Origin of the sequence: Mesorhizobium sp. M0243, assembly GCF_040321775.1 — a bacterium.
In the GTDB taxonomy this organism is placed as follows: Bacteria; Pseudomonadota; Alphaproteobacteria; order Rhizobiales; family Rhizobiaceae; genus Mesorhizobium.
The window spans coordinates 173,660-200,629 of the sequence record NZ_JAMYSF010000007.1; the positions used below are offsets into that span (position 1 = coordinate 173,660).

A 26,970-nucleotide genomic window follows, 5' to 3' on the forward strand; every position below is an offset into this window, starting at 1 on the left:
CAGACCAATTCGCAGAAGTGACCAACTTGCAGACGTGACCAGGGGATATCCAGACAGAATGCGTGATTTCCAGTTTCCCGGCCGCTCGCCGGTTCGTGCCACCGAGGCGGTTGCCGCGACCTCGCATCCGCTTGCAACCCTTGCGGCCATCGACATGCTGCGCTCCGGCGGCAATGCCATGGATGCCGCCGTCTGCGCCGCCGCCGTGCAGGGCGTCGTCGAGCCGCAATCGACGGGCATCGGCGGCGACTGCTTCGTGCTCTATAGCCCGGCAGGGCAAGGCAATGTGCTGGCCTTCAATGGTTCAGGCCGAGCGCCAGCCAAGGCGACGGTCGACTGGTATCGCGAAAAAGGCTTCGACCGCATCCCGCTGCAGGGACCGCACGCGGTCACCGTGCCGGGCGCCGTCGATGCCTGGAGCCGCCTGCTCGAAGACCATGGCCGCAAGGGCCTTGCCGAGGCGCTGGCGCCAGCCATCCATTATGCCGAGAACGGCTATGTCGTGCACGACCGCGTCGCCTTCGACTGGGCCGAACCGGAAACCGACCTTTCGGCGGACGAGCATGCCGCGCGCATCTTCCTGCCGGGCGGCAAGGCACCGAAGGCGGGTGACATCCACAGGCAGCCGGAACTGGCGGCGACGTTGCGCATCATCGCCAAACACGGCCGCGCCGGTTTCTATGAAGGCGCTGTCGCCGACGATATGGTTAGCCGGCTCAACGAATTGGGCGGACTTCATTCGGCCGAGGATTTCGCCGCGACCCGAGGCGATTATGTGACGCCGGTCAGCACCTCTTATGGCGGCCACGACATCCACCAGATGCCGCCCAACAATCAGGGGCTGACGGCGCTTTTGATGCTGAATTTGCTGTCGGGCTTCAAGCACGGCGGACTTGACCCCAATGGCGCCGAGCGCCTGCATCTGGAGATCGAGGCCGGGCGCCTGGCCTATCGCGACCGCGACCGCTATGTCGGCGACCAGGACCATGTCCCGGTGCCGGTCAAACAGCTCCTGTCCGGCGCCTATGCCGACCGGCTGCGCGCCGAGATCGACCGCGACCGCGCCATGACGCATCTGCCGCGCGTGGAGCTGCCCGGCAGCGACACGGTCTACATCTCCATCGTCGACCGCGACCGCAACGCGGTTTCCTTCATCAACTCGACCTATTATTCGTTCGGCAGCGGCGTCGTCGGCCCGAAGACCGGTGTCGTGCTGCAGAACCGCGGTTCGAGCTTCCGCCTCGACCCGGCACATCCGAACGCGATCGCGCCGGGCAAGCGGCCGATGCACACGATCATGCCGGGCATGGCGACGAAGAACGGCCGCGTCGTGATGCCGTTCGGCGTCATGGGCGGCGGCTACCAGCCGTTCGGCCATGTCCATCTGCTGACCAACATGATCGACTTCGGCATGGACCCGCAGCAGGCGCTGGATGCGCCGAGGGTGTTTTACAATGACGACACCGTGGAGGCCGAGCGTGGCGTTCCCGCCGAGGCGATCAAGGGCCTGCGCCGGCGCGGCCACCGCATCGCCGAACCGCATCACCCGCTTGGCGGCGGACAGGTGGTGCTGATCGACTGGGAGAAGGGCACGCTGACTGGTGCCTCCGATCCGCGCAAGGATGGTTTGGCGCTTGGATATTGAGGTGATCCGTTGTCCAATGGCGTATCCGTATCGAGGCAAGCCCGTCAGCGGGGCTCCCGCCAATAGTCGTTCGAAATCCAGCCGGTGATCATGACCCAAGCCGAAACCCACGCAGATCTCTCCCGCCGTCTCGCCGCCGGCGCCGACAACGCGCCGGCGATTTCGGCACCTGAAAGAACCACGCTCAGCCATGGCGGATTGCGCAGCCTGATCGCCGACACGGCAAAACAGCTGCATGCGCGCGGCATCGGCCGGGGCGACAGGGTGGCGATCGTGCTGCCGAACGGGCCTGAGATGGCCACCGCCTTCGTCGCCGTGGCGGCCGTCGCCTCGACGGCTCCGCTCAACCCCGCCTACCGGGCCGACGAGCTCGATTTCTACCTGACCGACATCGGCGCCAAGGCGATCCTTGTCGCGGAGGGCGAGACCGGACCGGCGGTGACGGTGGCCGAACGCCTCGGCATCGGCGTGCTGCGGCTTGTCGTGCAGCCCGCCACACCCGCCGGCAGTTTTGCGATCGAGGGCGCGGCGATCGGACCCCCGGCATCACCCGACATGGCGCAAGACGGCGACATCGCGCTTTTGCTGCACACCTCCGGCACGACGTCGCGGCCAAAACTGGTGCCGCTCAGCCATGCCAACATCGCAGCCTCGGCTGCCCATATCGGCGGCACGCTTGGCCTGACAGCCAATGATCGTTGCCTCAACATCATGCCGCTGTTCCACATTCACGGCCTGATCGCGGCCGTGCTGTCGTCGCTGGCTGCCGGTGGCAGCATCTATTGCACGCCCGGCTTCAACGCGCTGCGCTTCTTCCAGTGGCTGAGCGAGGCGCAGCCGAGCTGGTACACGGCGGTGCCGACCATGCATCAGGCGATCCTGCCCCGCGCGGCACGCAACACCGAGGCGCTGGCGGCGGCGCGTCTGCGCTTCATCCGCTCGTCCTCGGCGTCGCTGCCGGCACAAGTGATGGCTGAGCTCGAGGCGACCTTCGGCTGCCCGGTGATCGAATCCTACGGGATGACCGAGGCCGCGCACCAGATGGCGTCGAACCGGCTGCCGCCGGGCCAGCGCAAGCCCGGCAGCGTCGGTGCCTCCGGCGGTCCGGACGTGGCTGTGATGGCACCCGACGGGCGGCTGCTCACAGCCGGCGAGACAGGCGAGATCGTCATTCGCGGACCCAATGTCACGGCGGGATACGAAAAGAACCCGGATGCCAATGCCACGGCTTTCGCGCATGGCTGGTTCCACACCGGCGACCAGGGCGTGCTCGACGAGGACGGCTATCTCAGGGTTACCGGTCGGCTCAAGGAGATCATCAACCGCGGCGGCGAAAAGATCTCGCCGCTCGAGGTCGACGACGTGCTGATGGACCATCCGGCGGTGGCGCAGGTCGTCACCTTCGCCATGCGGCATGACAAGCTTGGCGAGGAGGTGGCGGCGGCGGTTGTGCTGCGTGAAGGCATCAGCGCCACCGAGGGCGACATTCGCACCTATGCCGCAACGCGGCTTGCCGACTTCAAGGTGCCGCGCAAGATCCTGATCCTGGATGAGATCCCCAAGGGCGCGACCGGCAAATTGCAGCGCATCGGCCTTGCCGCCAAACTCGGACTTTGACGATGAAGATCACCATCTTCGGCGCCGGTGCGATCGGCGGCTATCTCGCTGCCAAGCTTGCCGCCGCCGGCCGTACCGGTCTCTCGATCGTGGCGCGCGGCGCCCATCTGGAAGCGATCAAGGCAGATGGCCTGCGCCTGATCGAGGACGGCCAGGAGACGTCCGTCCCCGTCCGGGCCGCCGCGAAAGCCGAGGAACTTGGCGTCCAGGATTATGTGGTTCTGGCGCTAAAAGCCCATTCCCTCACCTCGGCCCTTGACCAGATCGCACCACTACTCGGGCAAGACACCGCCGTCGTCACCATGCAGAACGGCGTGCCGTGGTGGTACTTCCACGGCGTTGGCGGGCCGCGCGAAGGCACCAGGCTGAACGCGGTCGACCCCGGCGGCGCGATCTGGCAGCAGATCGGACCGGACCGCGTCATCGGCTCGGTCGTCTATCCCGCCGTCGAAGTCGATGCGCCGGGCCTCATCCGCCATGTCGAGGGCAAACGTTTCTCGCTCGGCGAACCCTCCGGCGAGCGCAGCGAACGGGTCACGCTTCTGGCCGAGGAGATGGTCAAAGCCGGCTTGCAAGCGCCGGTGCGCGAGGACATCCGCAGCGAAATCTGGGTAAAACTGTGGGGCAATCTCTCCTTCAACCCGATCTCGGCGCTGACCGGCAGCACGCTGGCCGCGATTGTCGCCGACGATGGCACCCGCGCGCTCGCCCGCACCATGATGCTGGAAGCGCAGGCGATCGGCGAAAGCCTCGGCGTGCGTTTTCCCATAGCGGTCGACCGGCGCATCAAGGGCGCCGGCGATGTCGGCGAACACAAGACCTCGATGCTGCAGGACCTGGAGCGCGGCCGGCCGATGGAGATCGGCGCGCTGGTGAGCGCGGTGCAGGAACTTGGCCGGCTAACGGACAAGCCGACCCCGACCATCGATGCCGTGCTGGCGCTGGTGCGGCGGCTGGCGGTGGAACGCGGGTGTTATGGGTGAGGTGGAAGGACAGGGCAAATCGGAGCCATGGCGCGCGACGATCCAGGCCTTGAAGCACCTTGGCCTCACATCCCAGCTTGACTGGAGTTAGCAGCATGCTGAACGCCATTCACCACGTCGCGCTCATCTGCACCGACTATGACCGGTCGCGACGGTTCTACGTCGAACTCCTCGGCCTCGATCTGATCCGGGAGGTTTATCGGGAGGAGCGGCAGTCATGGAAGGCGGATCTGCGGATCGGGTCGGCCCAACTGGAATTGTTCTCCTTCCCTGCACCGGCGATGCGGCCGCCCCACCCAGAGGCTACAGGCCTGAGACATCTGGCATTTGCTGTGGCTAACCTTGAGCCCGTAATTATCCGCCTGGAAGCTGCAGGCGTTGCCGTTGAGCCAATCCGGATCGACCCATACACAGACCAACGGTTTACCTTTTTCAGGGACCCGGATGGATTGCCGCTGGAACTCTACGAAGCCCCATAGGGAACGGTTCGCTTTCGCGACGGGCGCTGTGTACTGACGGTCTCGGTATCGGCGGACCGCGAATCTGTGCTAAGCGCCGCCCAACCAACCAAAGGACGACACCAATGAGCGAACTGACCGTGGCCGAGGCGACCGAGAGCATCTATGCCTCGCTCCGGGCGGACAATGCCGACATCGACGCACATATCGCGGCGCTTAAGGCGGCGCTGACGCGAGAGGGGATCAAACAGGCGGTGTTCGATCCGACCAAGCTGGCGCAGAACAACCGCTCGGGCCGCAAGTTGATGCAGGCTTATTTTCGGCAGCGCGGCGTGAGCGTGCGGTTCTCGGACCAGTAGAACCGCGCGCTCTCCCAACCGCGCCACTGGGAGTTCTCGGCCGGTCCGTCGCCATCCGGACGTCGGGACTGTAAGTTCTAATCCATGGGAGTTGTTTCAAGGCCGATCCTGGATCGCGGAGAGGATGTGACATGGTGGATTTTGATCGGATCGACAAGTTGATCGCAGCGGTGCCCCCCGCCTTGGCGCTTCGCGCCGGATTGGACCTTGGCATCTTCACCCGGCTCAGTGAAAGCGCGGTGACTGCTGACAGCCTCGGGGCCACGCTCAAAGTCGAACCCGATCGTCTGTCCCGGCTCCTCTACGCGCTCGCCAGCATCGGCCTCCTTGAAGTCGAGGATGGTCAATTTCGCAACGGAGCCGAAGCGTCGGCCTTCCTCGATGCGTCCAAGCCAACCTATCGCGGCGGCGATCATGCGCTCCTGCGCGAGCTCTGGGGAGCCGACCTACTAACCGCCGAGTCGCTGCGGCAGAACCGGCCGGCTGCGCTGCACGACTTTTCCGAAGCGGGACCTGAGGCCGCGGCCGCCTTCAGCCGCATGCTCGCGCCGGGCGGGGTGATTTTCGGCCGACATCTGGCGCAGGAGATGGACCTCTCGGCGGTCGGTTCGGTGATCGACATCGGCGGAGGCGCCGGGACCATACTGGTCGGGCTTCGCGAGCGGTGGCCGCACATTGCGGCGACGCTGATGGAACTGCCAACGGTCGCAGCGGTCGCGCCAGCTATCCTGTCGGAATACGGTGCCGACGACGTGGTTGTCGAAGAGGGAGATATAACCGCCGCGCCATCGATAGGTCGGCACGATCTGGCGATCCTGAAGGCCGTCGTCCAGGTGCTTCCGCCGGACAAGGCGCGCAGTTCGATCCTGAACGCCGCGCGTTGCCTTACACGTGGCGGCGAGATCGCAATTGCGGGGTGGGGTGTCGTCGATGACGACCGCCTCGGCCCGCCTGAGGGTGTCTTTCTCAATCTCACCTTCCTGAACCTCTATCGCAACGGCCAATCGTACACTGAGGGTCAGTATCGCGCGTGGATGACCGAGGCTGGATTCCGCGATATCTCCAGGTCGCGCCTGACGGACGGCTGCACGTTGTTTCGTGCGCGACTCTCGGGCTGACTCAATAACAGCGATCTGCCGCCGCAAGTGCTTCGACGCGGTGAGCTTCGTCCAGTGCGCCAATCCGCCGGACCGATGCATAGAACCTGACATAGTCGCCCGAACACAAGTCGAACAGGCGGAGAAACGCGGTCACCCGATCGCTATAGACGGAAGTCGCGGCGAGCTTTGCATTGTTGATCGGGGAAGCGAACCAGGCATCGTATCCCCGGTATCGGTCCCAGCGCCTGTCGCGCATGTGTCGGTAGCGCATCCGCAGCCGTTCAATCGCGGCCGTCTTTGCGGCCAGCTTTTGCTCCGAGGTGCCGGAGTTGGAATAGACTTGCGCCAACTCGTCCCGGGTCCGCGACACCAGCGAAAGAAATTCAGCCTTGCGTCCCCGGGCGGCTTCGTAACGGCGCAATGCGGCGGTATCGCCAGTCGCGCGCAGCCATTTTTTCACGCCGGTTGTTTCGACGGCGACAGCGAACGCCTCGTTGAAAGCGGAATCGTCGTGCACATAGACGCGCTGGTGGGCCAGCTCATGGAAAATCAGCCCTGCAAGATAGGTTTTATCCTCGCCGAACATCGTGCTTAGCAGCGGGTCACTTGACCAGCCGAGCGTGGAATATGCAGTGATGCCCGTCACATAGACGTCCATGCCCTGTTCTTGAAGTTCGACAGCGGTTTCAGTCGCGGACTTCCTGGAGAAATACCCCCGGTAGGGAACACAGCCGAAAACAGGAAAACACCATGTTCGCGGCGTCAGCGAAAATGCCGGCGCGGCGAAGACAGCCCATGTCACCGAGTCCCGACCAATGTCGACATAGCTGCGGTAGCTGTTGTTGTCGGGCAACGCCAGTTCATCTGTCGCAAACTGTCGTATGGCGCTCGCCGATGCCATTCGGGCGCGCAACGCCTTCGGCGTCGAAGGATCCTCGATCAGTTTTCCGACATCCTGGCGTGCGGTCATGATCTGCAGATGACCCTTCATGGATTGCGCGTAGTAGGAAATGCTGGTGCAACCGGTCACGCCGGACACCACCACGGTCATAACCACAACCAATCGAAAGAATGCGCGCATCACGATTTGTCCACAGCAGTGCTCACCCGTTCCGATGGGGTCGCGATTGCCCCAGGTGATCGAGGTCTATAGTTTTCTGAAGAATCCGGACAGGTGCTCATTGTGGTGACGCATGTCACCACGCGCAAACTGCGTCCCACCAACCTGCAGCTGATCAGTCCTTTCCCGCCCGCCCGAAAATCCGCGCGTAAAATTCGCCGACGATGCCGCGCCGGAAGATCAGCACGCACACCATGAAGATCAGGCCGGTGGCGATGGTCACCGGAAAGCCGGAAGTGGCAAGCGTGTTTTCCAGGCCGATGACAAGGCTGGCGCCGATGATCGGCCCGACCATGGTGCCGATGCCGCCCAGAAGCGTCATCAGGATCACCTCGCCCGACATCTGCCAAGTGACGTCGGTGAGCGTGGCGAACTGGAAGACGATGGCCTTGAGCGAGCCTGCCAGCCCGGCCAGTGCCGCCGACATGACGAAGGCGCCGAGCTTGTAGTTGGCGACGGAATAGCCCAGCGAAATGGCGCGATTCTCGTTTTCCCGGATCGAGCGCAGGATCATGCCGAATGGCGAATTGACGATGCGCCAGATGGCGAAGACGCCGATCAGGAACACCGCCAGCACGAAATAATACATGTTCAGCGAGACGTTCAGGTCGAGGACGCCTAGCAGCATGCCGCGCGGTATGCCCTGAATGCCGTCCTCGCCTTGCGTGAACGGCGCTTGCACGCAGAAGAAGAAGAACATCTGCGACAGTGCCAGCGTGATCATGGCGAAATAGATGCCTTGCCGGCGAATGGCGAAGAAGCCCATGACGAGGCCGAGCAAGGCCGCACCCGCCATGCCGAGCAGAATGCCGGCTTCCGGCGGCCAGCCCCAGACCTTGACGGCATGCGCGGTGAAGTAGGCGGCGCCGCCAAAGAAGGTTGCGTGGCCGAATGACAGCAGCCCGGTGTAACCAAGCAGAAGATTGAACCCGCAGGCAAACAGCGCGAAGCACAGCATCTTCATCAGGAAGATCGGATAGACCAGGAAAGGCGCCACCAGCAGCGCCAGGATGCCGAGCCCGACCAGCGTCCATTCAAGCCGTGCCGAGGTTTTGGCCGATGTCTCGCGAAGCGTCAGTTCCGACATGTCAGGCGTCCCTTCCGAACAGGCCGGCCGGCCGGACCAGAAGCACAATCGCCATGATGACGAAGACCACGAGGTTGGAGGCCTCGGGGTAGAAGACCTTGGTCAGGCCTTCGGCAAGGCCAAGCATGTAGCCGGTGACGATGGCGCCAAGGATCGATCCCATGCCGCCGACCACGACGACGGCGAAGACGACGATGATGAGATCCGACCCCATAAGCGGGCTCACCTGATAGATCGGCGCTGCCAGAATCCCGGCAAGCCCGGCCAGCGCGGAGCCGAGGCCGTAGGTCAGGGTCAGCAGCAAGGGCACGTTGACGCCGAAAGCCTGGACGAGGCGGGGATTCTCCGTCGCGGCGCGCAGGTAGGAACCGAGCCTGGTCTTCTCGATCAGCGCCCAGGTTCCGAAGCAGACGATCAGCGAGGCGACGACGACCCAGCCGCGATAGTTGGGCAGGAACATGAAGCCGAGATTGGTGCCTCCCGAAAGCAGCGGCGGCACGGCGTAGGGGTTTCCCGAGACGCCGTAATAGTAGCGGAAGATGCCTTCGAGCACGAGCGCGAGGCCGAAGGTGAAGAGCAGGCCGTAGAGCGGATCGAGATCGTACAGTCTCGACAGCGCAAGGCGCTCGACCACGATGCCGAAGGCACCGACGATCAGCGGCGCAAGGATCAAGGCGGGCCAGTAGCCGATGCCGAGATAGGTGAGAAGCAGATAACCGACGAAGGCGCCGAGCATATATTGGGCGCCATGGGCGAAATTGATGACCCGCAGCAGGCCGAATATGACAGCCAGGCCCAGGCTCAGCATGGCGTAGAACGAGCCGTTGATCAGGCCGACCAGCAACTGGCCGAGGAAAGCCTGAACGGGGATGCCGAAGATCATCGTCATGGCGCCATCATACACCCAGGACTTCGTGGAGCTGCGTCATGCGGTCCGGCAGCTCGCCGACCGGAAACCCCGCCACCACCTTGCCGTGCTCCATCAGATAGAAACGATCGGCGACACGGCTGGCGAAGCGGAAGTTCTGCTCCACCAGTAGGATCGTCATGCCGCGCTTTTTCAACGTCGCCAGCAACGCGCCAATGCGCTGCACGATGACGGGGGCCAAACCCTCCGTCGGCTCGTCGAGAAGCAGCATTTTCACACCGGTTCTCAACATGCGCGCGATCGCCAGCATCTGCTGTTCGCCGCCCGACAGCCTCGTGCCTGGACTGTTGCGCCGCTCCTTCAGATTGGGGAACAGGTCGAAAATCTCCTCGACGCTCATGCCGCCCTGCGCGACGACCGGCGGCAGAACCAGGTTCTCGTCGACGGTCAGCGTCGCGAAGATACCGCGCTCCTCCGGCACGAAGCCGATGCCTTGATGCGCGGTCCGGTGCAGCGGCAGCCGCATCAGATCCTGGCCGTCGAAAGCGATCCGGCCGGTTCGCTTGCGGATCAGCCCCATGATGGCGCGCAGCGTCGTCGTCTTGCCGACGCCGTTGCGGCCGAGCAGCGTGACCGTCTCGCCGGCAAACACCTCCAGATCGACGCCGTGCAACGCATGGCCCTCGCCATACCAGGCGTTGAGGCCGCTGACTGCAAGCAGAGGTGCGGCACTAGTCATCGGCGGTGCCCATATAGGCGATCTTGACGCGCTCGTCGCGGCTGACGGTGGCGTAGTCGCCGGCGGCCAGCACCTCGCCGCGCTGCATGACCGTTATCCAGTCGCAAAGGTCGGCCACGACGGTCAGATTGTGCTCGACCATCAGCACGGCGCGATCCCTGGCCACCGAACGGATGAGGCTGGAAACCGTGGCCACGTCCTCATGCCCCATGCCGGCCATCGGCTCGTCCAGCAGCAGCACTTTCGGATCGAGCGCCAGGGTCGTAGCGATCTCGAGCACGCGTTTCCTGCCATAGGAAAGGTCGCCGGCGAGCCTGTTCCTGGCGTCGTCGAGACCGACCGAGCGCAGCAATTCCTCGGCGCGCGGCGTCAGCCGGTCGAGCGCCGCCAGCGAGCGCCAGAACTGAACGCTGAGCCCGCCCGGCCGCTGCAGCGCGACGCGCACATTGTCGAGCACGCTGAGGTGCGGAAAAATCGCCGATATCTGGAACGAGCGCACCAGGCCCATCCGCGCGACCCTGGCCGGCGAGGTGCGGGTGATGTCGTGGCCGAGCAGCTCGATCCTGCCGCTGGTCGGCGCCAGGAACTTGGTGAGCAGGTTGAAGACGGTCGTCTTGCCGGCGCCGTTGGGTCCGATCAGGGCATGGATGTTGCCATGGCGGACATCGAGATCGACGTTTTTGACGGCGATGAAGCCGGCAAAGTCGCGCCGCAACCCGCGGGCGGAAAGCACCACAGGCGGCTCGTTCGCGCTCAGGTCAGTCGGCGCCATCGGCCGCGCCGATCACTGGCCGGCCGTCGGACAGCCGCTTTCCTTTTCGCTAAGGAAGGCCTCGTTGCCAGGAATGGTGGCGAGATATTTGTAGTAGTCCCACTCCTGGGTGCTCTCGGCTGGCGACTTGACCTGATAGAGGTACATGTCATGGACCATGTTGCCGTCCGCCTGCACTTTGCCGTTGGTTATCGCGGCGTCGTCCACGGGCATCGAATGCAGTTGCTTGGCGACCGCTTCGGTCTCGTCCGTGCCGGCCTTGTCGATCGCTTTCAGGTACTGCGTCACCGCCGAATAGGTCGAGGCCTGGATCATGTTCGGCATGCGGTTGGTGCGCTTGAAAAAGCGCTGCCCGAATTCGCGGCTCTTGTCGTCGCGATCCCAATAATAGCCTTCGGTCAGCACAACGCCCTGCGCCGCTTGAAGGCCAAGCCCATGCACCTCGGCCAGCGTGAACAGGAGTGCGGCAAGACGCTGACCGCCCTGCACGATGCCGAATTCGGCCGCCTGCTTGATCGAGTTGGAGGTATCGAGGCCGGCATTGGCCAAGCCGATGACCTTGGCGCCCGACGATTGCGCCTGCAGCAGGAAGGACGAATAATCGGTCGATCCCAGGGGATAACGCACCTCGCCCAGCACCTTGCCGCCATGGCTCTCGACGAACTTGGTGGTCTGATCCTTCAGCGAATAGCCGAATGCATAGTCGACGGTGACGAAGAACCAGCTGTCGCCGCCCTGCTGCACGAGAGAGCCGCCGGTGCCCACCGCTTGCGAATGAGTGTCATAGGCCCAGTGGAAGCCATAGGGCGAGCATTGTTTGCCGGTCAGCTCGGTGGTTGCCGCGCCGGTGACGATGTCGATCTTCTTCTTTTCCTTGGAAATCCCCTGGACGGCGAGCGCCACCGAAGAGGTCGTCAGTTCCATGATGGCATCGACCTGTTCGGTGTCATACCACTTCCGGGCGATGTTGGAGGCGATGTCCGGCTTGTTCTGGTGGTCGGCGCTGATGATTTCTATCGGCGCTCCCTGCACCTTGCCGCCGAAATCCTCGACCGCCATCTTGGCCGCCTCGACCGACCACTTGCCGCCGAAATCGGCATAGACGCCCGACTGGTCGTTGAGGATGCCGATCTTGACCTTGCCGTCCGAAATTTCGGCGGCCGAGGCGGGGATCGCGGATGCGGCGAGAAGTGCTGCGGAAACGAAAAGGCTTACCTTCATGGTTGACTTCCTCCCAAAGCGATGAATCCGACCGACCCTCCTACGATCGATCATCGCAATGGTATTGAACATGAGGAAGATAGGGACAGAGGGCAAGAGGCCGTCCCGGATTTCGTGTTCGAAGCGATGCGCTTTGGGGACAGAATGCCGGCGTTGAGCCCGGGATAGAAACACAAACACGTGAACCGCGACCCGCGGCGGTACTTGCCTCAGCCCTCGGCGGCGACGAGGTGGCCGTTGCCGACATCCCTCAGCGCCAGTTTCAACGGCGCCTCGCCGATCCTGCGGGTGGCGCTCGGGATCTCCTGGTCGAGGCGGGCGAAGCGGCTTCGCCGCTTAGCCGGATCGGGCACGGGCACGGCTTCGATCAGCCGCCTGGTGTAGGGATGACGCGGGTTGGAAAAGACCTGGTCGCGCGTGCCCATCTCGACGATCTGGCCGAGATACATGACGGCGACGCGGTCGGAGATGTTCTCGACCACAGCCATGTCATGCGAGATGAAGAGATAGGCGACGCCGAATTCGCGCTGCAATTCCTTCAACAGATCGAGCACGCGCGCCTGCACCGAGACGTCGAGCGCCGAGACGCTTTCGTCGGCGATGATCAGCTTCGGCCGCAGCGCAAGGGCACGCGCAATACAGACGCGCTGGCGCTGGCCGCCGGAGAATTCATGCGGATAGAGTTCCATCTGATCGGCCGACAGGCCGACGCGCTCGAACAGCGCGGCCACACGGTCGCTGCGCTCTTGCTTCGAGGCGATGCCATGGATCAGCAGCGGCTCGGCGACGAGTTCGCCGACGCGCATGCGCGGGTCGAGCGAGGCGTAGGGATCCTGAAAAATCATCTGCACGTCGCGGCGCACCGCCTTACGCTCGTCGCGGCCAAGGCCAGACAAATTGCGGCCGCCGATGACGACGCCTCCGCTGTAGGGCACCAGTCCGGCCAGCGCCTTGGCGGTGGTCGACTTGCCGCAACCGGATTCGCCGACCAGCGCCAGCGTCTCGTTGGGCGCGATCGAAAAGCTAACGCCTTCGACGGCGTGGACGCGACGGGTGACCCGGCCGAAGAAGCCGCCATGCTGGTCGAAGCGGACATGCAGGTCGTTGACCTCGGCGATATTGGCCGGCCTTGCCGTCTCGGCATTCCTGGATTTCTGGCGCCCGACACCGCTGCCAATGCGCGGCACGGCGGCCAGCAGCTCGCGCGTATAGTCGGCTTGGGGCCTGGCAAAAATGTCAGCGGTTTTTCCCTCTTCGACCATGCGGCCATGCCGCATGATGATGACGCGGTCGGCCATTTCGGCGACGACGCCCATGTCGTGGGTGATCAGGATGACACTGGTGCCGTGCTGGCGCTGCAGGTCGCGCAGCAGCTCCAGCACCTCGCCTTGCACGGTGACGTCAAGTGCCGTCGTCGGCTCGTCGGCGATCAGCACGTCCGGCTCGAGCGCCAGCGCCATGGCGATCATCACCCGCTGGCGCATGCCGCCGGACAGTTCGTGCGGAAACTGCTTTAGCCGGCTTTCGGCTTCCGAAATGCGCACCGCTTTCAGAGCCTCGATGGCGCGCCGGCGGACTTCGCCCTGCGACAGGCTGGTGTGTGCCTCGATGGATTCGGTGAGCTGCCGGCCTATCGACAGCACGGGGTTGAGCGAGGTCATCGGCTCCTGGAAGATCATGGCGATGCGGTCGCCGCGGATGCGCCGCATCCGGCGCTCGTCCAGAGTTGTCAGATCTGTATCGCCGAGATGGATTTTCCCAGACGATATGCGGGCTGCGGGCTGCGGCAGCAATTGCATGATGGCCAGTGCGGTCATCGATTTGCCGGAGCCGGATTCACCGGCAATGCAGAGCGTCTCGCCACGCGCCAAAGTCAGCGACAGGTCGGAGACGACCTCGCGCTCGCCATCTTCGCCGCGCACGCTGACGCAGAGGTTGGCGATGTGGAGGATGGGTTTGCTGGCGGCGATCATTGCGCGTGTGACCCGGAGGGGGATTTACTCCGGCACACCCCCCTCTGTCCTGCCGGACATCTCCCCCGCAAGGGGGGAGATTGGCGGCTTTGCCGCGGCGTCCATTCGTCACCGTTGAAAAGTGGCGAAGCCCGTCGTGACATCCGATCTCCCCCCTTGCGGGGGAGATGTCCGGCAGGACAGAGGGGGGTGCAGCGCCGGCCCAACCTCATTCAAACACGCAGCGCGGGAAGTAGAACGACACCACCCAGTTCGGCATGTCGACGATCTCGCTGATGCGGAGATCGCCGCAGACCGAGGCCAGCATGTAGGCCTCGACGGGGTCTATTCTGTAGCGGGTGGAAAGCAGGTCGACCATCTGGGCAACCGCCTCCTTTGCACCCGTCATCAGGTCCGGCCCAACTCCCGTCGTCACCTCATAGCCCTTGGCGTCGAGATGGCGCGTCACCGGGCCTGGCGTGGTGAAGCGCGGCGTCTTCAGCCTGGCATCCTTGACCAGGTCGAGCTTGAGCACGACGTCCATCGGGCTCTCTATTGCCGTGCCGCAGACCTCGCCGTCGCCTTGCGCGGCATGGGTGTCGCCGACCGAAAACAGCGCGCCCGCCACTTCCACCGGCAGGTACAGCGTGGTGCCGGCGGCGAGATCGCGAATGTCGAGATTGCCGCCGACGCGTCTTGGCGGGACCACCGAGTGGTGACCCTTTTCCGCCAGGGCGTTGCCGATGGTGCCGGCGAAGGGTTTCAGCGGCACCCTCGCATTTTTGCCGAACAGCGCCGGCTCGAGCGAGGCAGCGTCGTACTTCCAGATGTTCAGCGCCGGCTCCTTGAAGTCGTCGGCGAGCAGCCCGAAGCCCGGAATGTTGGCCGTCCAGCCGAAGCCGGACGGTTTGAACATCTCGATCGTCACCTTCAGTGCGTCACCCGGCTCGGCGCCCTCGACGAAGATCGGCCCGGTCACCGGATTGACGGTGGCGAAGTCGAGCTTGGCGACGTCGGCGACCGTGCTGTCGGCCTTCAACTGGCCACCAGAGGAATCCAGGCACTGGAACTCGATGGTCGAGCCGGGCGCCACCCGCTCGGCCGGGGCAAACGAATTGTCCCAGCCGAAATGATGTTGGCGCCCGTGGATGGTGTAGTCGCAGTTATTGCACATCTTTTACGTACACATTGTCGTAGTTGATCGGGATATGGACCGGGTCGACATAGAGGTTGTCGGCGCCGCCCATGCGCGCCGATTTCATGGTGAAGCGCTGCTCGTTGAAGACCGGCGCCCAAGGCGCGTCCTCCATCACCTTGTCGTAGATGGCGCTCCACATCTTGTCGCGTTCGCCAGCCTTGGCGGGATCGACCACCGAGTCGGCCTCGGCCGCCTTGGCGTCGAGATCCTTGTTGCAGTACCACGACCAGTTCCAGCCGCCCGGCACCGCACCGGCGCAGCCGAGGATCGGGCCGTAGAAGTTCGACGGATCGGGGAAGTCGGCGATCCAGGCCATGCCGCCGGACCAGATCATCGGTGCGCCGGCCTTGTCGCCGCCGGCGGCAATGACATTGGCCTGCGCCAGCGACTGGATGCTGGCCTTGATGCCAATGGCCGCCAGGTCCTGCTGGATCGCCTGGGCGATGCGCGGGTTGGGATCGGTGTTCATGGCGAACAATTGCGTCTCGAAACCATCGGGATGGCCGGCCTCGGCAAGCAGGGCCTTGGCCTTGGCGACGTCATAGGGATAGCCCTTGTATTCCTTGTCGTAGCCCGGCATCGACGGCGGCAGCGGCTGATTGGCCGGCACGGCGCGGCCGTTGATGATCTGGATCACGCGCGCCTTGTTGATCGCCATGTTGACCGCCTGGCGCACCTTCACATTATCGAACGGCGCCATGGTGGTGTTCATGGTGACATAGCCGGTGTGCAGCTGGCCGCCTTCGACGACGCGCGCCTTCTGCTCGGGATCAGCCATCACCTCCTGGAATTTTGCCGGCGGAATGCCGTCGCCGGGCACGTCGATCTCGCCCTTCTGCAGGCGCAGCAGCGCAACGATCGGCTCCTGGCCGATCTCGAAGGTGATCTTGTCCAGATGCGGCAGGCCCTTGTGCCAATAGTCCGCATTGCGCTCGAAGACGATGCGCTGGCCGAGTGTCCACTCGGCGAGCTTGAAGGCGCCGGTGCCGACCGGATGCTTGCCGAAATCGGCGCCGTATTTCTCGACCTCTTCCTTCGGCACGACATGCGAGAAGTTGATGGCCATGACATGCAGGAAGGTTGCGTCGGGGCGGGTCAGTTCGAACTTGACCGTGTAGGGGTCGACGACGGTGACGCCGGAGAGGCTCTCGGCCTTGCCGGCGGCGACATCGTCATAGCCCTTGATCGAGCCGAAAAAGCCGGCGCCGGGGCTCTGGGTCTTTGGATTGGTGACGCGGTCGAGCGAATATTTCACGTCGTCGGCGGTCATTTCGCAGCCATTGTGAAATTTCACGCCATGGCGCAGCTTGAAGGTGAAGGTCTTGCCGTCGGGCGAGATCTCGTAGCTTTCGGCGAGGTCGGGTTTCAAATTGGTGGTGCCCGGCTCGTAGTCCATCAGCCCGTCGAACAGGCTCTTGATCATCGACCAGTTCTGCCAGTCATAACCGATCGCCGGATCGAGCGTGGCGACATCGTCCTTGTAGGTGATGGTGATGGCGCCGCCCTGCTTGGCGTTCGGGTCGACGGCGTCTTCGGCGCGAACACTTGTCATGCCGAGCATCAGCGCCAGCGCCGATACCGCTACCGTGGATGCGAGAAACTTTTTCATTTTTATGTTCCCTTTCTCTGTCTGGTTTTCATTTTCATCTGAGCTTGATGCGGGGGTCGATGAAGGGCGCGATGACGTCGGCCAGCAGATTACCGAGCACGATGGCGAAGGCCGAGATCAGGGTGACGCCCATAATGATCGGGATGTCCACGCGCTGGATGGCCTGCCACGCCAGCTGGCCAATGCCAGGCCAGCCGAACACGCTTTCGACGACGACAATGCCACCCATGAAGATGCCGATGTCGATGCCGATCATGGCGATGACCGGCAGGATGGCGTTGGGCAGTGCATGGCGGAACAGGATGGCTCGCCGCGCCAGGCCCTTGGCGCGGGCGGTGCGGACATAATCCTGGCGCAGAACATCGATCATCGACGAGCGCATCATGCGGGCGTACCAGCCGGCGCCGAGTATGCCCATGGTCAGCGACGGCAGCACGAGATGACGCCAGGTGCCATAGCCGCCGATCGGGAACCAGCTGAGCCGCACGGCAAAGACGTAGAGCAGCAGCAGGCCGACGACGAATTGCGGCGCCGAAACGCCGACGAAGGAGGCGACCATCAGCGTCTGGTCGGTGGCGGTACCGCGCTTGACGGCAGCGATCAGGCCCATGCTCAGGCCGAGCAGCAGCTCGCACAGGATGGCGCCGACCATCAGCAACAAGCTGGCCGGCAGCCGTGAGACGATCAGCTCGGTGACTTCGGAGCGCTGGATGTAGGAGCGGCCGAGATCGCCGCTGATGAGCTTCGTGAGATAGCGCCAGTACTGGACGATGAAGGGCTGGTCGAGGCCGAGCTGCTGGCGGATGTTCTCGACCGTCTGCGGCGTGGCGCTGCGACCGGCGATCTGGCGCACCGGATCGGCGGGCAGGAGATAGAGCAGCGCGAAAGTGATCAGCGAGACGCCGAGCAGGATCAGCAGCGACTGGATCAGGCGGCGGCCGAGATAGGCGATCATGCCCGGCCCCTCTGTGTCGGATCGAGGATGTCGCGCAGTGCGTCGCCGATCAGGTTGAAGGCCAGCGCCAGCGCCAGGATCGCGGCACCGGGGAAGAACACCAGCCAGGGTGCGGCCTGGAAATAGGTCTGGTTCTCGAAGATGATGTTGCCCCACGACGCCGTCGGCGGCTGCACGCCGATGCCGAGGAAGGAGAGTGTCGCCTCGAGCAGCACCGTGGTCGAGATGCCGAGCGTGCCCCAGACGATGATGGTCGGCAGCAGATGCGGCAGGATATGGCGAAACAGGATGCGCGGTGCACTCGCCCCTATGGTGCGTTCGGCGTCGATGAATTCGCGCTCGGCCAGCGAAGAGGTTTCGGTGTAGATGACGCGGGCGGTCTGCACCCAGTTGACCAGCGCGATGACCATGGCGACGATCCACAGGCTGGGCTCGAACACCGCCGCCAGGCAAATGGCGAGCAGCAGTGCCGGAAACGCCATCATCAAATCCGTGAAGCGCATCAGCGCGCTGCCGATCCAGCCACGGAAATAGCCGGCGACAACACCGACCAGCGTGCCGATGAACAGCGCCACGCCATTGGCGACGATGCCGATGATCAGCGAGGTGCGGGCGCCGTAGAGGATGCGGGTCAACAGGTCACGGCCGAGCAGGTCGGTGCCCAGCCAGAATTTTGCATCCGGCGGCAAGGGCGAGCCCTCGATGGTCAGGCCGTCGAACATCTGCTCGTTGGGATCATAGCCAGTCAGCCATGGCGCCAGCACGGCGCCGGCAACGACAATGGCGACGATCATCAGCCCAAGCAGTGCGAGACGGCGCCTGACCAGCCGGCGCCAGACGCCGGCGCGTGGTTTGACCGGCATGCGCCCTGGCGCGGTGAGATCAGGCGCGATGGGACTGGTCATCGCCGCCTTCTTCCCCTGTTGCTTCTTCACTTGTCATTGCCACGATCCGCCGCGCGGCATCCTCGACGCTGATCTGCCAGCTCATAGCCAGCGAGCGAAGCTGCGCATAGGCGCGGCCGTCATCGGTGCCTTTCGCCAGTGCGGTGACCGCGCGCACGATGGTCTGGCGCTCGGCGACGCGCTGGCGAAGCGAGGCAATCTCACTGGCCAGGTGTTTTCGCGCCTCGAAACTCTGGCGCGCGATCAGCAGCGCGCTGTAGACGCCGGCATTGCCGACCGGCTTCAGGAGCTGGGCATCGGCCTTGTGCGACAGCGCCCATTCGATGCGGCCCGGCGCCTCGGAGCCGATCAGCGCCACCAGCGGCATCGGCGCCTCGCCCGGCTTCCAGGGGAACTGCTCGTCGAAACCGAGATCGGCGTCGAAGAACACGAAATCGGCCGCCAGCGCCTCGGGCGGCAGTTCCGGCCAGCAGTCCAGCGTGATCAGGCCGATGGCCGACAATTGCCTGGTGATCGCCTGCACCGTCGGATGCGGGCGATGCAGGATAAACGCCTTGGCGCCGCCGAGATTGGGGATGCGTGGGGCTCTCGTCACGACACCACCCTCAGGCGTGGGCGGCCGAATGTTTTTGCCGGGTCGTAGCGCGACAGATAGGGATCCGGCGCGACTTCGTCTTCGCGGCTGACGACCTCGAAGAAGCCGTCCGCGATCCGCCCGATGATCACCGGCAATGTGGCGTGCTGCGAGTGCGCGTCGATGGCGATCGGCCCGAGCCGGGTGGAGAAGCGGCGTTCTGCGAAGGCTCTGGAAAATTCCGCCGGACCGGCTTCGGGATTGCTGGAGAGCACGTCGGCCATCACCTGCACGGAGGCATAGGCGGAGGCCTCGAAAGACGAGGCGAAGGCGGCCGGCCGCGGCGCGAAGTACGGCCCGACCGATAGATGTCCCTTGCCGGATTCACCGATCGCCGGCAGCTCACCTTCGGTGAGGTTGCAGGAGATGACGGGACAAGTCTCGGGACTGAAGGCGGCATCCTCGTGACCTAGGTCGCGATAGGCCGCGAGGAAGGCGTAGGACGAGGTGCCGATCAGGTTGTTGAGGATGAAGTTCGGCCGCGTGGCGCGGATTTCCGCGATCAGACGCGACACGTCGGTCTCGCCGATGCGCAGATAGCGTTCGCCCAGAACCTTGCCGCCGGCATCGGCGATCAGGTCGCGGGCGACGCGGTTCATCTCCCAGCCCCAGATATAGTTCGAGCCAAGCAGGAAACCGTTGGCGCCGAAACGCGGCACGACATGCGCCATCAACGGCACCAGATGCTGGTTGGGGCAGGCGTGCATGTAGACGACGTGCTCGTTGGCCTCGAAGCCCTCATAGGGGCAGGCGTACCACAGCATGCCGCCCGCCTTCTCGAGCACCGGAATGGTTTCCTTGCGGCTCCACGAGGTGACGCACCCGACGACATGGCGCGCGCTGCTGGTCCTGAAAATATCCTCGCACAGCGTTGCGTAGCGGTCGGCATTGCTTTGCGGATCGCGCTCGACCGGCACCAGTTCGATACCTGAGCTGCGATCGGCGTTGATGTCGGCGATGGCGCGCATGGCGCCGATGCGGCACGCATCGGAGACGAGCTGATAGCTCCCCGAGCGGGAATATAGGATGCCGATCTCGATACGCCGTTTCAAACAGATCCCCAAAATGACAATGCCTCGCAGCCAGCGCCGGGAGGGCGAGGCATACGAGGCATTCTTGCCGCCCGGCGATCAGAGCCGGTATTTTGCGCTAGCGTATTCTGTCCGGCGGGTCAGTCAAGCCCTCAACGATATTTGCGTGACCGTCATCGCCGTTTCGCTGCCACTGGCCTCTGACCGTGTTGACGCGCATAGGTCACGCAGGCGTCCACCGTGCTGACACAAAGCGCGTCGCGCCTGTTCGGCATATTGTTGTCGCCGGCGTAGGCAACTTCGGCGACGCGACCGTCGACCATGCGAATTTGCGTATCGCAATAACCGCCGGGAGCGACATTGACGGAGCCACCGACCGCCGGGATCGCGCCCAATGCCATGGTTGGGACGACGATGCTGAGATTGCCGCGCTGAACGACGCGCTTATAGGACCAGATCTGGCCCGATCGGCCGGCGTCCGCGGTGGCGGTCGGAAACCCCGCGCACATGCGGACGTCGGCTTCGCTGAGGCCGACCATCTCCTTGCGAGCCGCCGCCGCGGTGGGGTCAACCTTGGCCACGCGCGACGTATCGTCGGGAACGACGCAGGAAGACTGGATGCCAACGAAGAGAATAGGAAGGGCAAGCTTTTGAATGCAGGAAAATATCATGCCGACCGTCAGATTGGTCCGATGTCAGATTTGCGTGGCACCCGCCGCTCCTTTCTACCTAGGCAGGCAGGCGAAGGGATCAACCCGTTCAGCTTCACGAAAAAGTGGCTGTGGCTGCAACATCGAGGATTGCGCGTCACGGGGTCTGCATTTCACGCAGGATCAATGGCCCTGCAAGTGCTTCCGGCGCCAGGCGGCGGGCGCTTCGCCGACTCGCGCGCGAAAGAACCGTGAAAAATACGCCGGGTCGTCGAAGCCGATCTCGTAGGCGATGTCCTCCACCGTGCGTACGGTGAACAGCAGCAGGCGCTTGGCCTCCAGCAGCCGCCTTTCGCTGACGACCCGCTTGACGCCGGCGCCCAGAACCGCATGGGCAGCCTTGTCGAGAAGATGCGGCGTGGTGGCCAGCGCCTCGACGTAGCGATCGACCGGCCAGTTGTCGCGGAAATGCGTGTCGGCGAGCCGACGCAGGCCCCGCGCCAGCGAAGCATCGGAAGAGGCGGCGGAGGCGGTCACGCCGGGGCTGAGGCGCGCAATGTGGGAGAGTGCGACGGCGATCAGCGCCGGCAGGACCCTGTCATTGCCGGCTTGCGCCTCGGCATATTCGGCGGCGATCATCTCCAGCACCGCCGCCAGTCTCGCCCACGCTGCGTGTCGTGGCAGACCGTCGGCAAAGACCGGCCTGTCCAGCGGCAGCAGGCTGTGAGCGGCGATGGCCGCGAGCGCGCCGTCGGCGACCGAGACGACGATGGCATCGGTGCCGGGTCCGATCGAGAAGCCATGCACGACAGCGCTCGGCACGAAGCTGACGGCAGGCGCCGAAAAGTCCCAGGATCGGTCTTCGATACGGTAGGTGCCGGAGCCGCTGGTCCAGTAGGTGATCTGGCCCATCTGCGGATGCTTGTGCGCCGCAACCTGACCAAGATGGATATTGCTGCGCGCAAGCACCGTCTCGACATGCAGGAACCCGACATCGAGCGGCCGCACAGGCTCGCCATAGACGAAGAAGTCGGGGATGGAATTCTGGCTCATGGCGCCTGAAAAAGTCCAATCGGTTTTGCCGTTCCGTCCATAACCGATGCATGCCCAAGGCGCTAGTGTTGCGACTCAAGAGGAGGACCATCATGCGATCAGAAGACTTCCGCGCCGACAAGGCACGGCCGTTCACCGGGGCCGAGTATCTGGAGAGCCTGCGCGACGGCCGCGAGGTCTATATCAATGGCGAACGCATTGCCGATGTCACCACGCACCCGTCGATGCGCAATTCGGCGCGGTCGCTGGCGCGCCTCTACGATGCGCTGCATGATCCCCTGCGACGGGACACGCTGACTTCGCCGACCGACACCGGCTCGGGCGGCTACACCCACAAATATTTCCGCGTCGCCAAATCCTCTGGCGAACTCGCCGCCCAGCAGACGGCGATCGCCGAGTGGTCACGCATGTCCTATGGCTGGATGGGGCGCACGCCCGACTACAAGGCGGCGCTGATGAATACGCTCGGCGCCAACGCAGACTGGTACGGGCCGTTCAGGGACAATGCCCTGTCCTGGCACAGGCGTGCCCAGGAAGCCGTGCTGTTCATGAACCATGCCATCGTCAACCCGCCGATTGACCGCCACAAGCCGGCCGAACAGGTGAAGGACGTCTTCGTCCACATCACCAAGGAGACGGATGCCGGCATCTACGTCTCCGGCGCCAAGGTGGTGGCGACGTCCTCGGCGCTGACGCACTATAACTTCCTGGCGCAGGGATCGGCGACGGTCACCGAGGATCCGTCGCTGTCGGTGATGTTCATCGTGCCGATGAATGCGCCGGGGATAAAGATGTTCTGCCGCGTCTCCTACGAGCAGACGGCCAACACGGTGGCGGCGCCGTTCGACTATCCGCTGTCGTCACGCTTCGACGAGAACGACGCGATCCTGGTGCTCGACAATGTCTTCATCCCCTGGGAGGACGTGCTGGTGCTGCGCGATGCGCAGAAGATCCTGTCCTTCCACCCGGCGTCCGGCTTCATGCATGGCTACTGCTTCCAGGGCTGCACGCGTTTCGCCGTCAAGCTCGATTTCCTCGCCGGCCTGCTGGCCAAGGCGCTGCGCGCCACGGGCGGCGATGCTTTCCGCGGCAACCAGGCGGCACTGGGCGAGGTCATTGCACTGCGGCACATGTTCTGGAGCTTTTCCAACGCCATGGCCTACAACCCGATCCCGTGGGCGAATGGTGCGGTGCTGCCCAATCTGGAAGCCGCGCTCGCCTACCGCACCTTCATGTCGGAAGCCTATCCGCGCGTCATCGACACCGTGCGCCGGGTGATCGCGTCCGGGCTGATCTACCTGCCGTCGTCGGTGCGCGACTTCAACAACCCCGAGATCGACAAGTATCTGGCGCAATATGTGCGCGGCTCCAACGACATGGGCCACATCGAGCGCATCAAGATCATGAAGCTTTTGTGGGACGCGACCGGCACCGAGTTCGGCGGCCGTCACGCGCTCTACGAGCTCAACTATGCCGGCGCGCCGGAAGAGGTGCGGCTGCAGGTGCTGAAAGGAGCTGAACGCGGCGGGCGGCTGAAGGCGATGGAAGAGCTCGTCGACACCTGCATGGCCGACTATGACGAGAATGGCTGGACGGGCGATACCTGGTTCAATCCGCTTGTCTCAACGGCCGAGTGAAACCAGATGGCCACGCAGATTTCGAAAACCGATTTCCGCGACGCCATGGCGAGGGTCTGCGCGCCGGTCAACATCGTCACCACCGATGGCCCGGCAGGGCGCGGCGGCTTCACCGCCACCGCCATGTGCAGCGTCTCCGACGAGCCGCCGACGCTGCTGGTGTGCATGAACGGGCGCTCGACGCAGGCCGCCATGTTCCTGTCCAACCAGCGCTTCTGCGTCAACGTGCTGACGCATGACCACATGCATCTGGCGGGAAAGTTCGCCGGCGCGACCAGGGACATGGAAGCGCGCTACTCCGCCGCACGCTGGCAGACGCTGACCTCCGGTACGCCGGCGCTGTCGGATGCGATCGTCAATTTCGATTGCGAGATCGAGACTGTGCATATCGTCGGCACGCACAATGTCATGATCGGCCGCGTCATCGATGTCCGGCACGGCAGCGGCGGTTCGGCCCTGCTCTATGTCGACCGCAACTACACGCAGCCGACGCGGCTTGGCAGCTTTGGCGGGTGAAGCCGGGTGTCAGACGGTTTGGTGGCGGGGATGCCTCCGCCTATCCCGTACGCGGCCGTGCCACCAGCCAGTCTTTCACCCCCGCCGATCCAGCCTCGCCACCAGCCGGTCCCCCGCCCACTGGATGCCGCAGACCAGGACGATCAGCACGAGGACCACCGCGATCATGATGGACGTCTCAAATCGTTGATAGCCGTAGCGGATGGCGAGGTCGCCGAGGCCGCCGGCACCGATGGCGCCGGCCATGGCCGAGGCACCGATCAGCGTCACCAGCGTCACCGTGAAGCCGGCGACAATGCCGGGCAGGGCTTCCGGCACCAGCACCTCGCGGATGATCGTCCAGCGGTTGCCGCCCATGGCGCGCGCCGCCTCGATCAGCCCGCGATCGACTTCGCGCAGCGACACTTCGGCGATGCGCGCATAGTAGGGCGTGGCGGCGATCGACAGCGGCACGATGGCCGCCCATGTGCCGATCGAGGTGCCGACGATCAGCCGCGTCACCGGGATGAGCGCGACCAGAAGAATGATGAAGGGCACCGAACGGAAGCCGTTGATGACGGCGCCAAGCGACCGGTTCACCCACAGGCTTTCGGCAATCCCGCCGCGTTCGGTGGCGATCAAGGCCAGGCCGAGCGGCAGGCCGAAGACCAGCGAGATGAGGCCGGAGGCGGCCGTCATCAGCACCGTCTCCCAGATCGAACGCAGCAGAAGTTCAAACAGGATCGGCGACATGGCCAAGCACCTCCACCCGCGCCTGGCGGGCCTTCAGGAATGTGATGATGTCAGCGAGATGATTTGCATCGCTGCCGGGAACCGAAAGGAACAGCGTGCCGACCGGCTGCTGCTGGATATGGTCGATGCCGCCATGGACGAGGCGGAAGGTGCCTGGAACAGCCGTGGCAAGGTCGGACAGCAATGGCCCGCTTGCCGCTTCGCCGGCCACATCCACGCGCAGGATCGTCTCCGCGCTGGCCCCCGGCAGCAGCCGGGCCGCCAGTTCGGCTGGCAGCTGCGGCCGGATGGCGCCGAGCAGGCTCCTGGTGATGTCCGAGCGCGGGTCGGCGAATACCGACCAGACCGGGCCTTGCTCGACGATGCGCCCGGCATCGATCACCGTCACGCGGTCGGCGATCGAGCGGATCACCTCCATCTCATGGGTGATCAGCAGGATGGTCAGGCCGAGCTGCCGGTTGATATCCCTGAGCAGCGCAAGGATCGAGCGCGTCGTCTCCGGATCGAGCGCCGAAGTGGCTTCATCCGACAAAAGCAGCGCCGGCCGTGCTGCCAGCGCCCTGGCGATGCCGACGCGCTGCTTCTGGCCACCCGACAGCGACGCCGGATAGGCTTTTGCTTTCTCCGACAGGCCGACGAGATCGAGCAGTTCGGCGGCGCGCTTCAGCCTCTCGGCCTTCGGGCGCCCCTCGATCTTGAGCGGTAGCGCCACATTGTCCTCGACGGTCTTGGCCCACAGCAGGTTGAAATGCTGGAAGATCATGCCGATGCGTCGCCGCAACGGCTGCAGGTCGCGCTCGCCTAGCCGGCTGATCTCGCGGCCCTCGATGAACACCTCGCCGGAGTCAGGCCGTTCCAACCCGTTCAGGCAGCGGATCAACGTCGATTTGCCGGCGCCGCTGCGACCGATGATGCCGAGGATCTCGCCCTTGCGCACGGTCAGCGAGATGCCGTCGAGCGCCGCTGTCACACCGAAGCGGCGCTTCAGGTCGACGAGGCGCACGACGTCCTGAGACGCGTCGGGCCGGGCATGCGTCGGATCGGCGGTTTCTCCGGATGCCGTGATATGCTGGTTCATGAATGTTCCTGTTCTCCGAAAACGCAATCGCGGCCCGCGCCTGAGCGCGGACCGCTGTTGCTCTCGAACCGGGTTTCCGGTCGACGATCGGATCAATAGGCGCTGAGGCCGGTGCCCTTGTAGACCTTGTCGAACTCGGCCTTCACCGCCTCGTTCTGATAGGAGGCCACCAGCGTCTTCACCCAGGCCTCGTTCTCGTTGCCGGCCTTCACCGCGATGAAGTTGCGGTAGGGATTGTCGGCGATGGGCTCCTGCGCGATGCGGTTTTCCGGCGTCAGGCCGCTTTTCAGCGCCCAGTCGGTGTTGACCACGGCCGCGTCGAGATCCTCGACCGAGCGGCCGACGATGCCGGCGTCGAGTTCCTTGATCACCACCTTCTTCGCATTCTCGGCGATGTCGGCGGTGGTGGCCAGAATGCCGGTGCCGTCTTTCAGCTTGATCACGCCCTCGTTCTGCAGCACGCGCAGCGCCCGGCCTTCGTTGGATGGGTCGTTCGGCACGCCGACGACCGCGCCCTCGGGCAGGTCGGCGACTGCTTTGTACTTCTTCGAGTAGAGGCCGATCGGCCAGACGCCGGTATAGCCGACACGCACGATGTGGTAGCCCTGTGTCTTGATCTGGTTGTCGAGATAGGGCTGGTGCTGGAAGGCGTTGGCGTCGATCTCGCCGCGCTCCAGCGCCTCGTTGGGCTGGGTGTAGTCGTTGAACACCACGGTCTCGATGGCGAGGCCCTTTTCGGCCGCCTGGGCGACGACGACGCGCCAGACATCCTCGTCCTCGCCGCTGATGATGCCGACCTTGATCGCCTTCTTGTCCTCGGCGAACGATGCATGCGGTGCCATCAGGCTGCCGACCGCGACGGCCGATGCGAACAGCAGAGCCAGGCCGCTGCGCCGGTTGATGGTTGACCCTGAGGAAGATGGCAAAGTGTTTTTAAAGTCGGACATGATTGATCTCTGCGGTTGTGAAGTCATGCGGCCAAGCGGACTGCCTAGCCTTGATCACATCGTCAGGAATTCTATTGATTTAATCAAAGAACGCGTTTCGCCGT

At 64.2% G+C, this 26,970-nt stretch carries 26 protein-coding genes; 8 read left to right on the plus strand and 18 right to left on the minus strand.

Going from position 1 to position 26,970, the window contains the following annotated elements; genetic code table 11:
- Positions 1 to 58 precede the first annotated feature (58 nt).
- The 6 genes from ggt to NKJ11_RS12045 all read left to right on the plus strand — a co-directional run bounded on the left by ggt (position 59) and on the right by NKJ11_RS12045 (position 6,180).
- Positions 59 to 1,645: a gamma-glutamyltransferase gene (gene ggt / locus NKJ11_RS12020; RefSeq protein WP_352793380.1), complete on the plus strand. Its 1,587-nt coding sequence runs from the start codon at positions 59 to 61 to the stop codon at positions 1,643 to 1,645.
- A 90-nt stretch (positions 1,646 to 1,735) separates the two neighbouring features.
- Positions 1,736 to 3,262 (plus strand): acyl--CoA ligase, encoded by a 1,527-nt coding sequence (locus NKJ11_RS12025; RefSeq protein ID WP_352793381.1) that lies wholly within the window; start codon positions 1,736 to 1,738, stop codon positions 3,260 to 3,262.
- 2 nt (positions 3,263 to 3,264) lie between these two features.
- Entirely contained in the window at positions 3,265 to 4,245 is a 981-nt protein-coding gene (locus NKJ11_RS12030; protein WP_352793382.1) for a 2-dehydropantoate 2-reductase, read from the plus strand.
- 95 nt (positions 4,246 to 4,340) lie between these two features.
- Positions 4,341 to 4,724: an SMU1112c/YaeR family gloxylase I-like metalloprotein gene (gene gloA2, locus NKJ11_RS12035; RefSeq protein ID WP_352553201.1), complete on the plus strand. Its 384-nt coding sequence runs from the start codon at positions 4,341 to 4,343 to the stop codon at positions 4,722 to 4,724.
- Between the two features lie 104 nt (positions 4,725 to 4,828).
- Positions 4,829 to 5,062 carry a hypothetical protein gene (locus NKJ11_RS12040; RefSeq protein WP_352793384.1) on the plus strand — a complete coding sequence of 78 codons (234 nt, stop codon included), beginning with the start codon at positions 4,829 to 4,831 and terminating at the stop codon, positions 5,060 to 5,062.
- 131 nt (positions 5,063 to 5,193) lie between these two features.
- Positions 5,194 to 6,180, plus strand: coding sequence for a methyltransferase (locus NKJ11_RS12045; protein WP_352793385.1), 987 nt, complete (start codon positions 5,194 to 5,196; stop codon positions 6,178 to 6,180).
- Position 6,181: 1 nt separating this feature from the next.
- Here NKJ11_RS12045 and NKJ11_RS12050 read toward each other — a convergent pair whose 3' ends face one another.
- From NKJ11_RS12050 to NKJ11_RS12120, 15 genes are all read right to left on the minus strand, one after another.
- Positions 6,182 to 7,243 carry an aminopeptidase gene (locus NKJ11_RS12050; protein WP_352793386.1) on the minus strand — a complete coding sequence of 354 codons (1,062 nt, stop codon included), beginning with the start codon at positions 7,241 to 7,243 and terminating at the stop codon, positions 6,182 to 6,184.
- A 154-nt stretch (positions 7,244 to 7,397) separates the two neighbouring features.
- Positions 7,398 to 8,369, minus strand: a complete 972-nt coding sequence (locus tag NKJ11_RS12055; RefSeq protein ID WP_023810812.1) for a branched-chain amino acid ABC transporter permease — start codon at positions 8,367 to 8,369, stop codon at positions 7,398 to 7,400.
- 1 nt (position 8,370) lies between these two features.
- On the minus strand, positions 8,371 to 9,258 hold the full coding sequence (locus NKJ11_RS12060; RefSeq protein WP_023810813.1) for a branched-chain amino acid ABC transporter permease: 888 nt from the start codon (positions 9,256 to 9,258) through the stop codon (positions 8,371 to 8,373).
- 7 nt (positions 9,259 to 9,265) lie between these two features.
- The gene (locus NKJ11_RS12065; RefSeq protein WP_023810814.1) at positions 9,266 to 9,976 is read right to left on the minus strand and encodes an ABC transporter ATP-binding protein; all 711 of its coding nucleotides are present in this window, start codon (positions 9,974 to 9,976) and stop codon (positions 9,266 to 9,268) included.
- Positions 9,969 to 10,748 (minus strand): ABC transporter ATP-binding protein, encoded by a 780-nt coding sequence (locus tag NKJ11_RS12070; protein ID WP_023810815.1) that lies wholly within the window; start codon positions 10,746 to 10,748, stop codon positions 9,969 to 9,971. Before NKJ11_RS12070 ends, NKJ11_RS12065 begins: the two co-directional genes overlap by 8 nt.
- Before the next feature lie 12 nt (positions 10,749 to 10,760).
- A complete protein-coding gene (locus tag NKJ11_RS12075) occupies positions 10,761 to 11,969 on the minus strand; it encodes an ABC transporter substrate-binding protein (RefSeq protein ID WP_352793387.1) in 1,209 nt (402 codons plus the stop codon).
- 209 nt (positions 11,970 to 12,178) lie between these two features.
- Positions 12,179 to 13,942, minus strand: coding sequence for an ABC transporter ATP-binding protein (locus NKJ11_RS12080; protein WP_352793388.1), 1,764 nt, complete (start codon positions 13,940 to 13,942; stop codon positions 12,179 to 12,181).
- A gap of 208 nt (positions 13,943 to 14,150) precedes the next feature.
- On the minus strand, positions 14,151 to 15,095 hold the full coding sequence (locus NKJ11_RS12085) for an acetamidase/formamidase family protein (RefSeq protein ID WP_352611507.1): 945 nt from the start codon (positions 15,093 to 15,095) through the stop codon (positions 14,151 to 14,153).
- Positions 15,085 to 16,680, minus strand: coding sequence for an ABC transporter substrate-binding protein (locus NKJ11_RS12090; protein ID WP_502905793.1), 1,596 nt, complete (start codon positions 16,678 to 16,680; stop codon positions 15,085 to 15,087). Before NKJ11_RS12090 ends, NKJ11_RS12085 begins: the two co-directional genes overlap by 11 nt.
- 82 nt (positions 16,681 to 16,762) lie before the next feature.
- The gene (locus NKJ11_RS12095) at positions 16,763 to 17,683 is read right to left on the minus strand and encodes an ABC transporter permease (protein WP_023810821.1); all 921 of its coding nucleotides are present in this window, start codon (positions 17,681 to 17,683) and stop codon (positions 16,763 to 16,765) included.
- Positions 17,680 to 18,546 (minus strand): ABC transporter permease, encoded by an 867-nt coding sequence (locus NKJ11_RS12100; RefSeq protein ID WP_196815320.1) that lies wholly within the window; start codon positions 18,544 to 18,546, stop codon positions 17,680 to 17,682. Before NKJ11_RS12100 ends, NKJ11_RS12095 begins: the two co-directional genes overlap by 4 nt.
- Positions 18,547 to 18,565: 19 nt before the next feature.
- A complete protein-coding gene (locus NKJ11_RS12105; protein ID WP_023810823.1) occupies positions 18,566 to 19,183 on the minus strand; it encodes an ANTAR domain-containing response regulator in 618 nt (205 codons plus the stop codon).
- The gene (locus tag NKJ11_RS12110) at positions 19,180 to 20,274 is read right to left on the minus strand and encodes a transporter substrate-binding protein (RefSeq protein ID WP_023810824.1); all 1,095 of its coding nucleotides are present in this window, start codon (positions 20,272 to 20,274) and stop codon (positions 19,180 to 19,182) included. Before NKJ11_RS12110 ends, NKJ11_RS12105 begins: the two co-directional genes overlap by 4 nt.
- A gap of 152 nt (positions 20,275 to 20,426) precedes the next feature.
- Positions 20,427 to 20,834, minus strand: a complete 408-nt coding sequence (locus tag NKJ11_RS12115; RefSeq protein WP_245273201.1) for a hypothetical protein — start codon at positions 20,832 to 20,834, stop codon at positions 20,427 to 20,429.
- A gap of 252 nt (positions 20,835 to 21,086) precedes the next feature.
- Positions 21,087 to 21,956, minus strand: coding sequence for a helix-turn-helix domain-containing protein (locus NKJ11_RS12120; RefSeq protein ID WP_023810826.1), 870 nt, complete (start codon positions 21,954 to 21,956; stop codon positions 21,087 to 21,089).
- A 92-nt stretch (positions 21,957 to 22,048) separates the two neighbouring features.
- On the opposite strand from NKJ11_RS12120, the gene NKJ11_RS12125 reads away from it, so the two are divergent.
- Together NKJ11_RS12125 and NKJ11_RS12130 are read left to right on the plus strand one after the other, a co-directional pair.
- Positions 22,049 to 23,593: a 4-hydroxyphenylacetate 3-hydroxylase N-terminal domain-containing protein gene (locus tag NKJ11_RS12125; RefSeq protein ID WP_023810827.1), complete on the plus strand. Its 1,545-nt coding sequence runs from the start codon at positions 22,049 to 22,051 to the stop codon at positions 23,591 to 23,593.
- A gap of 6 nt (positions 23,594 to 23,599) precedes the next feature.
- On the plus strand, positions 23,600 to 24,109 hold the full coding sequence (locus NKJ11_RS12130; RefSeq protein WP_352673099.1) for a flavin reductase: 510 nt from the start codon (positions 23,600 to 23,602) through the stop codon (positions 24,107 to 24,109).
- A 75-nt stretch (positions 24,110 to 24,184) separates the two neighbouring features.
- On the opposite strand, the gene NKJ11_RS12135 is transcribed toward NKJ11_RS12130, so the two are convergent.
- From NKJ11_RS12135 to NKJ11_RS12145, 3 genes are all read right to left on the minus strand, one after another.
- Complete coding sequence (locus NKJ11_RS12135) at positions 24,185 to 24,841, minus strand: methionine ABC transporter permease (protein WP_352793391.1); 657 nt, start codon at positions 24,839 to 24,841, stop codon at positions 24,185 to 24,187.
- Complete coding sequence (locus NKJ11_RS12140; protein WP_352793393.1) at positions 24,822 to 25,919, minus strand: methionine ABC transporter ATP-binding protein; 1,098 nt, start codon at positions 25,917 to 25,919, stop codon at positions 24,822 to 24,824. The genes NKJ11_RS12135 and NKJ11_RS12140 overlap by 20 nt, the downstream gene beginning before the upstream one ends.
- 92 nt (positions 25,920 to 26,011) lie before the next feature.
- On the minus strand, positions 26,012 to 26,866 hold the full coding sequence (locus NKJ11_RS12145) for a MetQ/NlpA family lipoprotein (protein ID WP_352553230.1): 855 nt from the start codon (positions 26,864 to 26,866) through the stop codon (positions 26,012 to 26,014).
- Between the last annotated feature and the right edge of the window lie 104 nt (positions 26,867 to 26,970).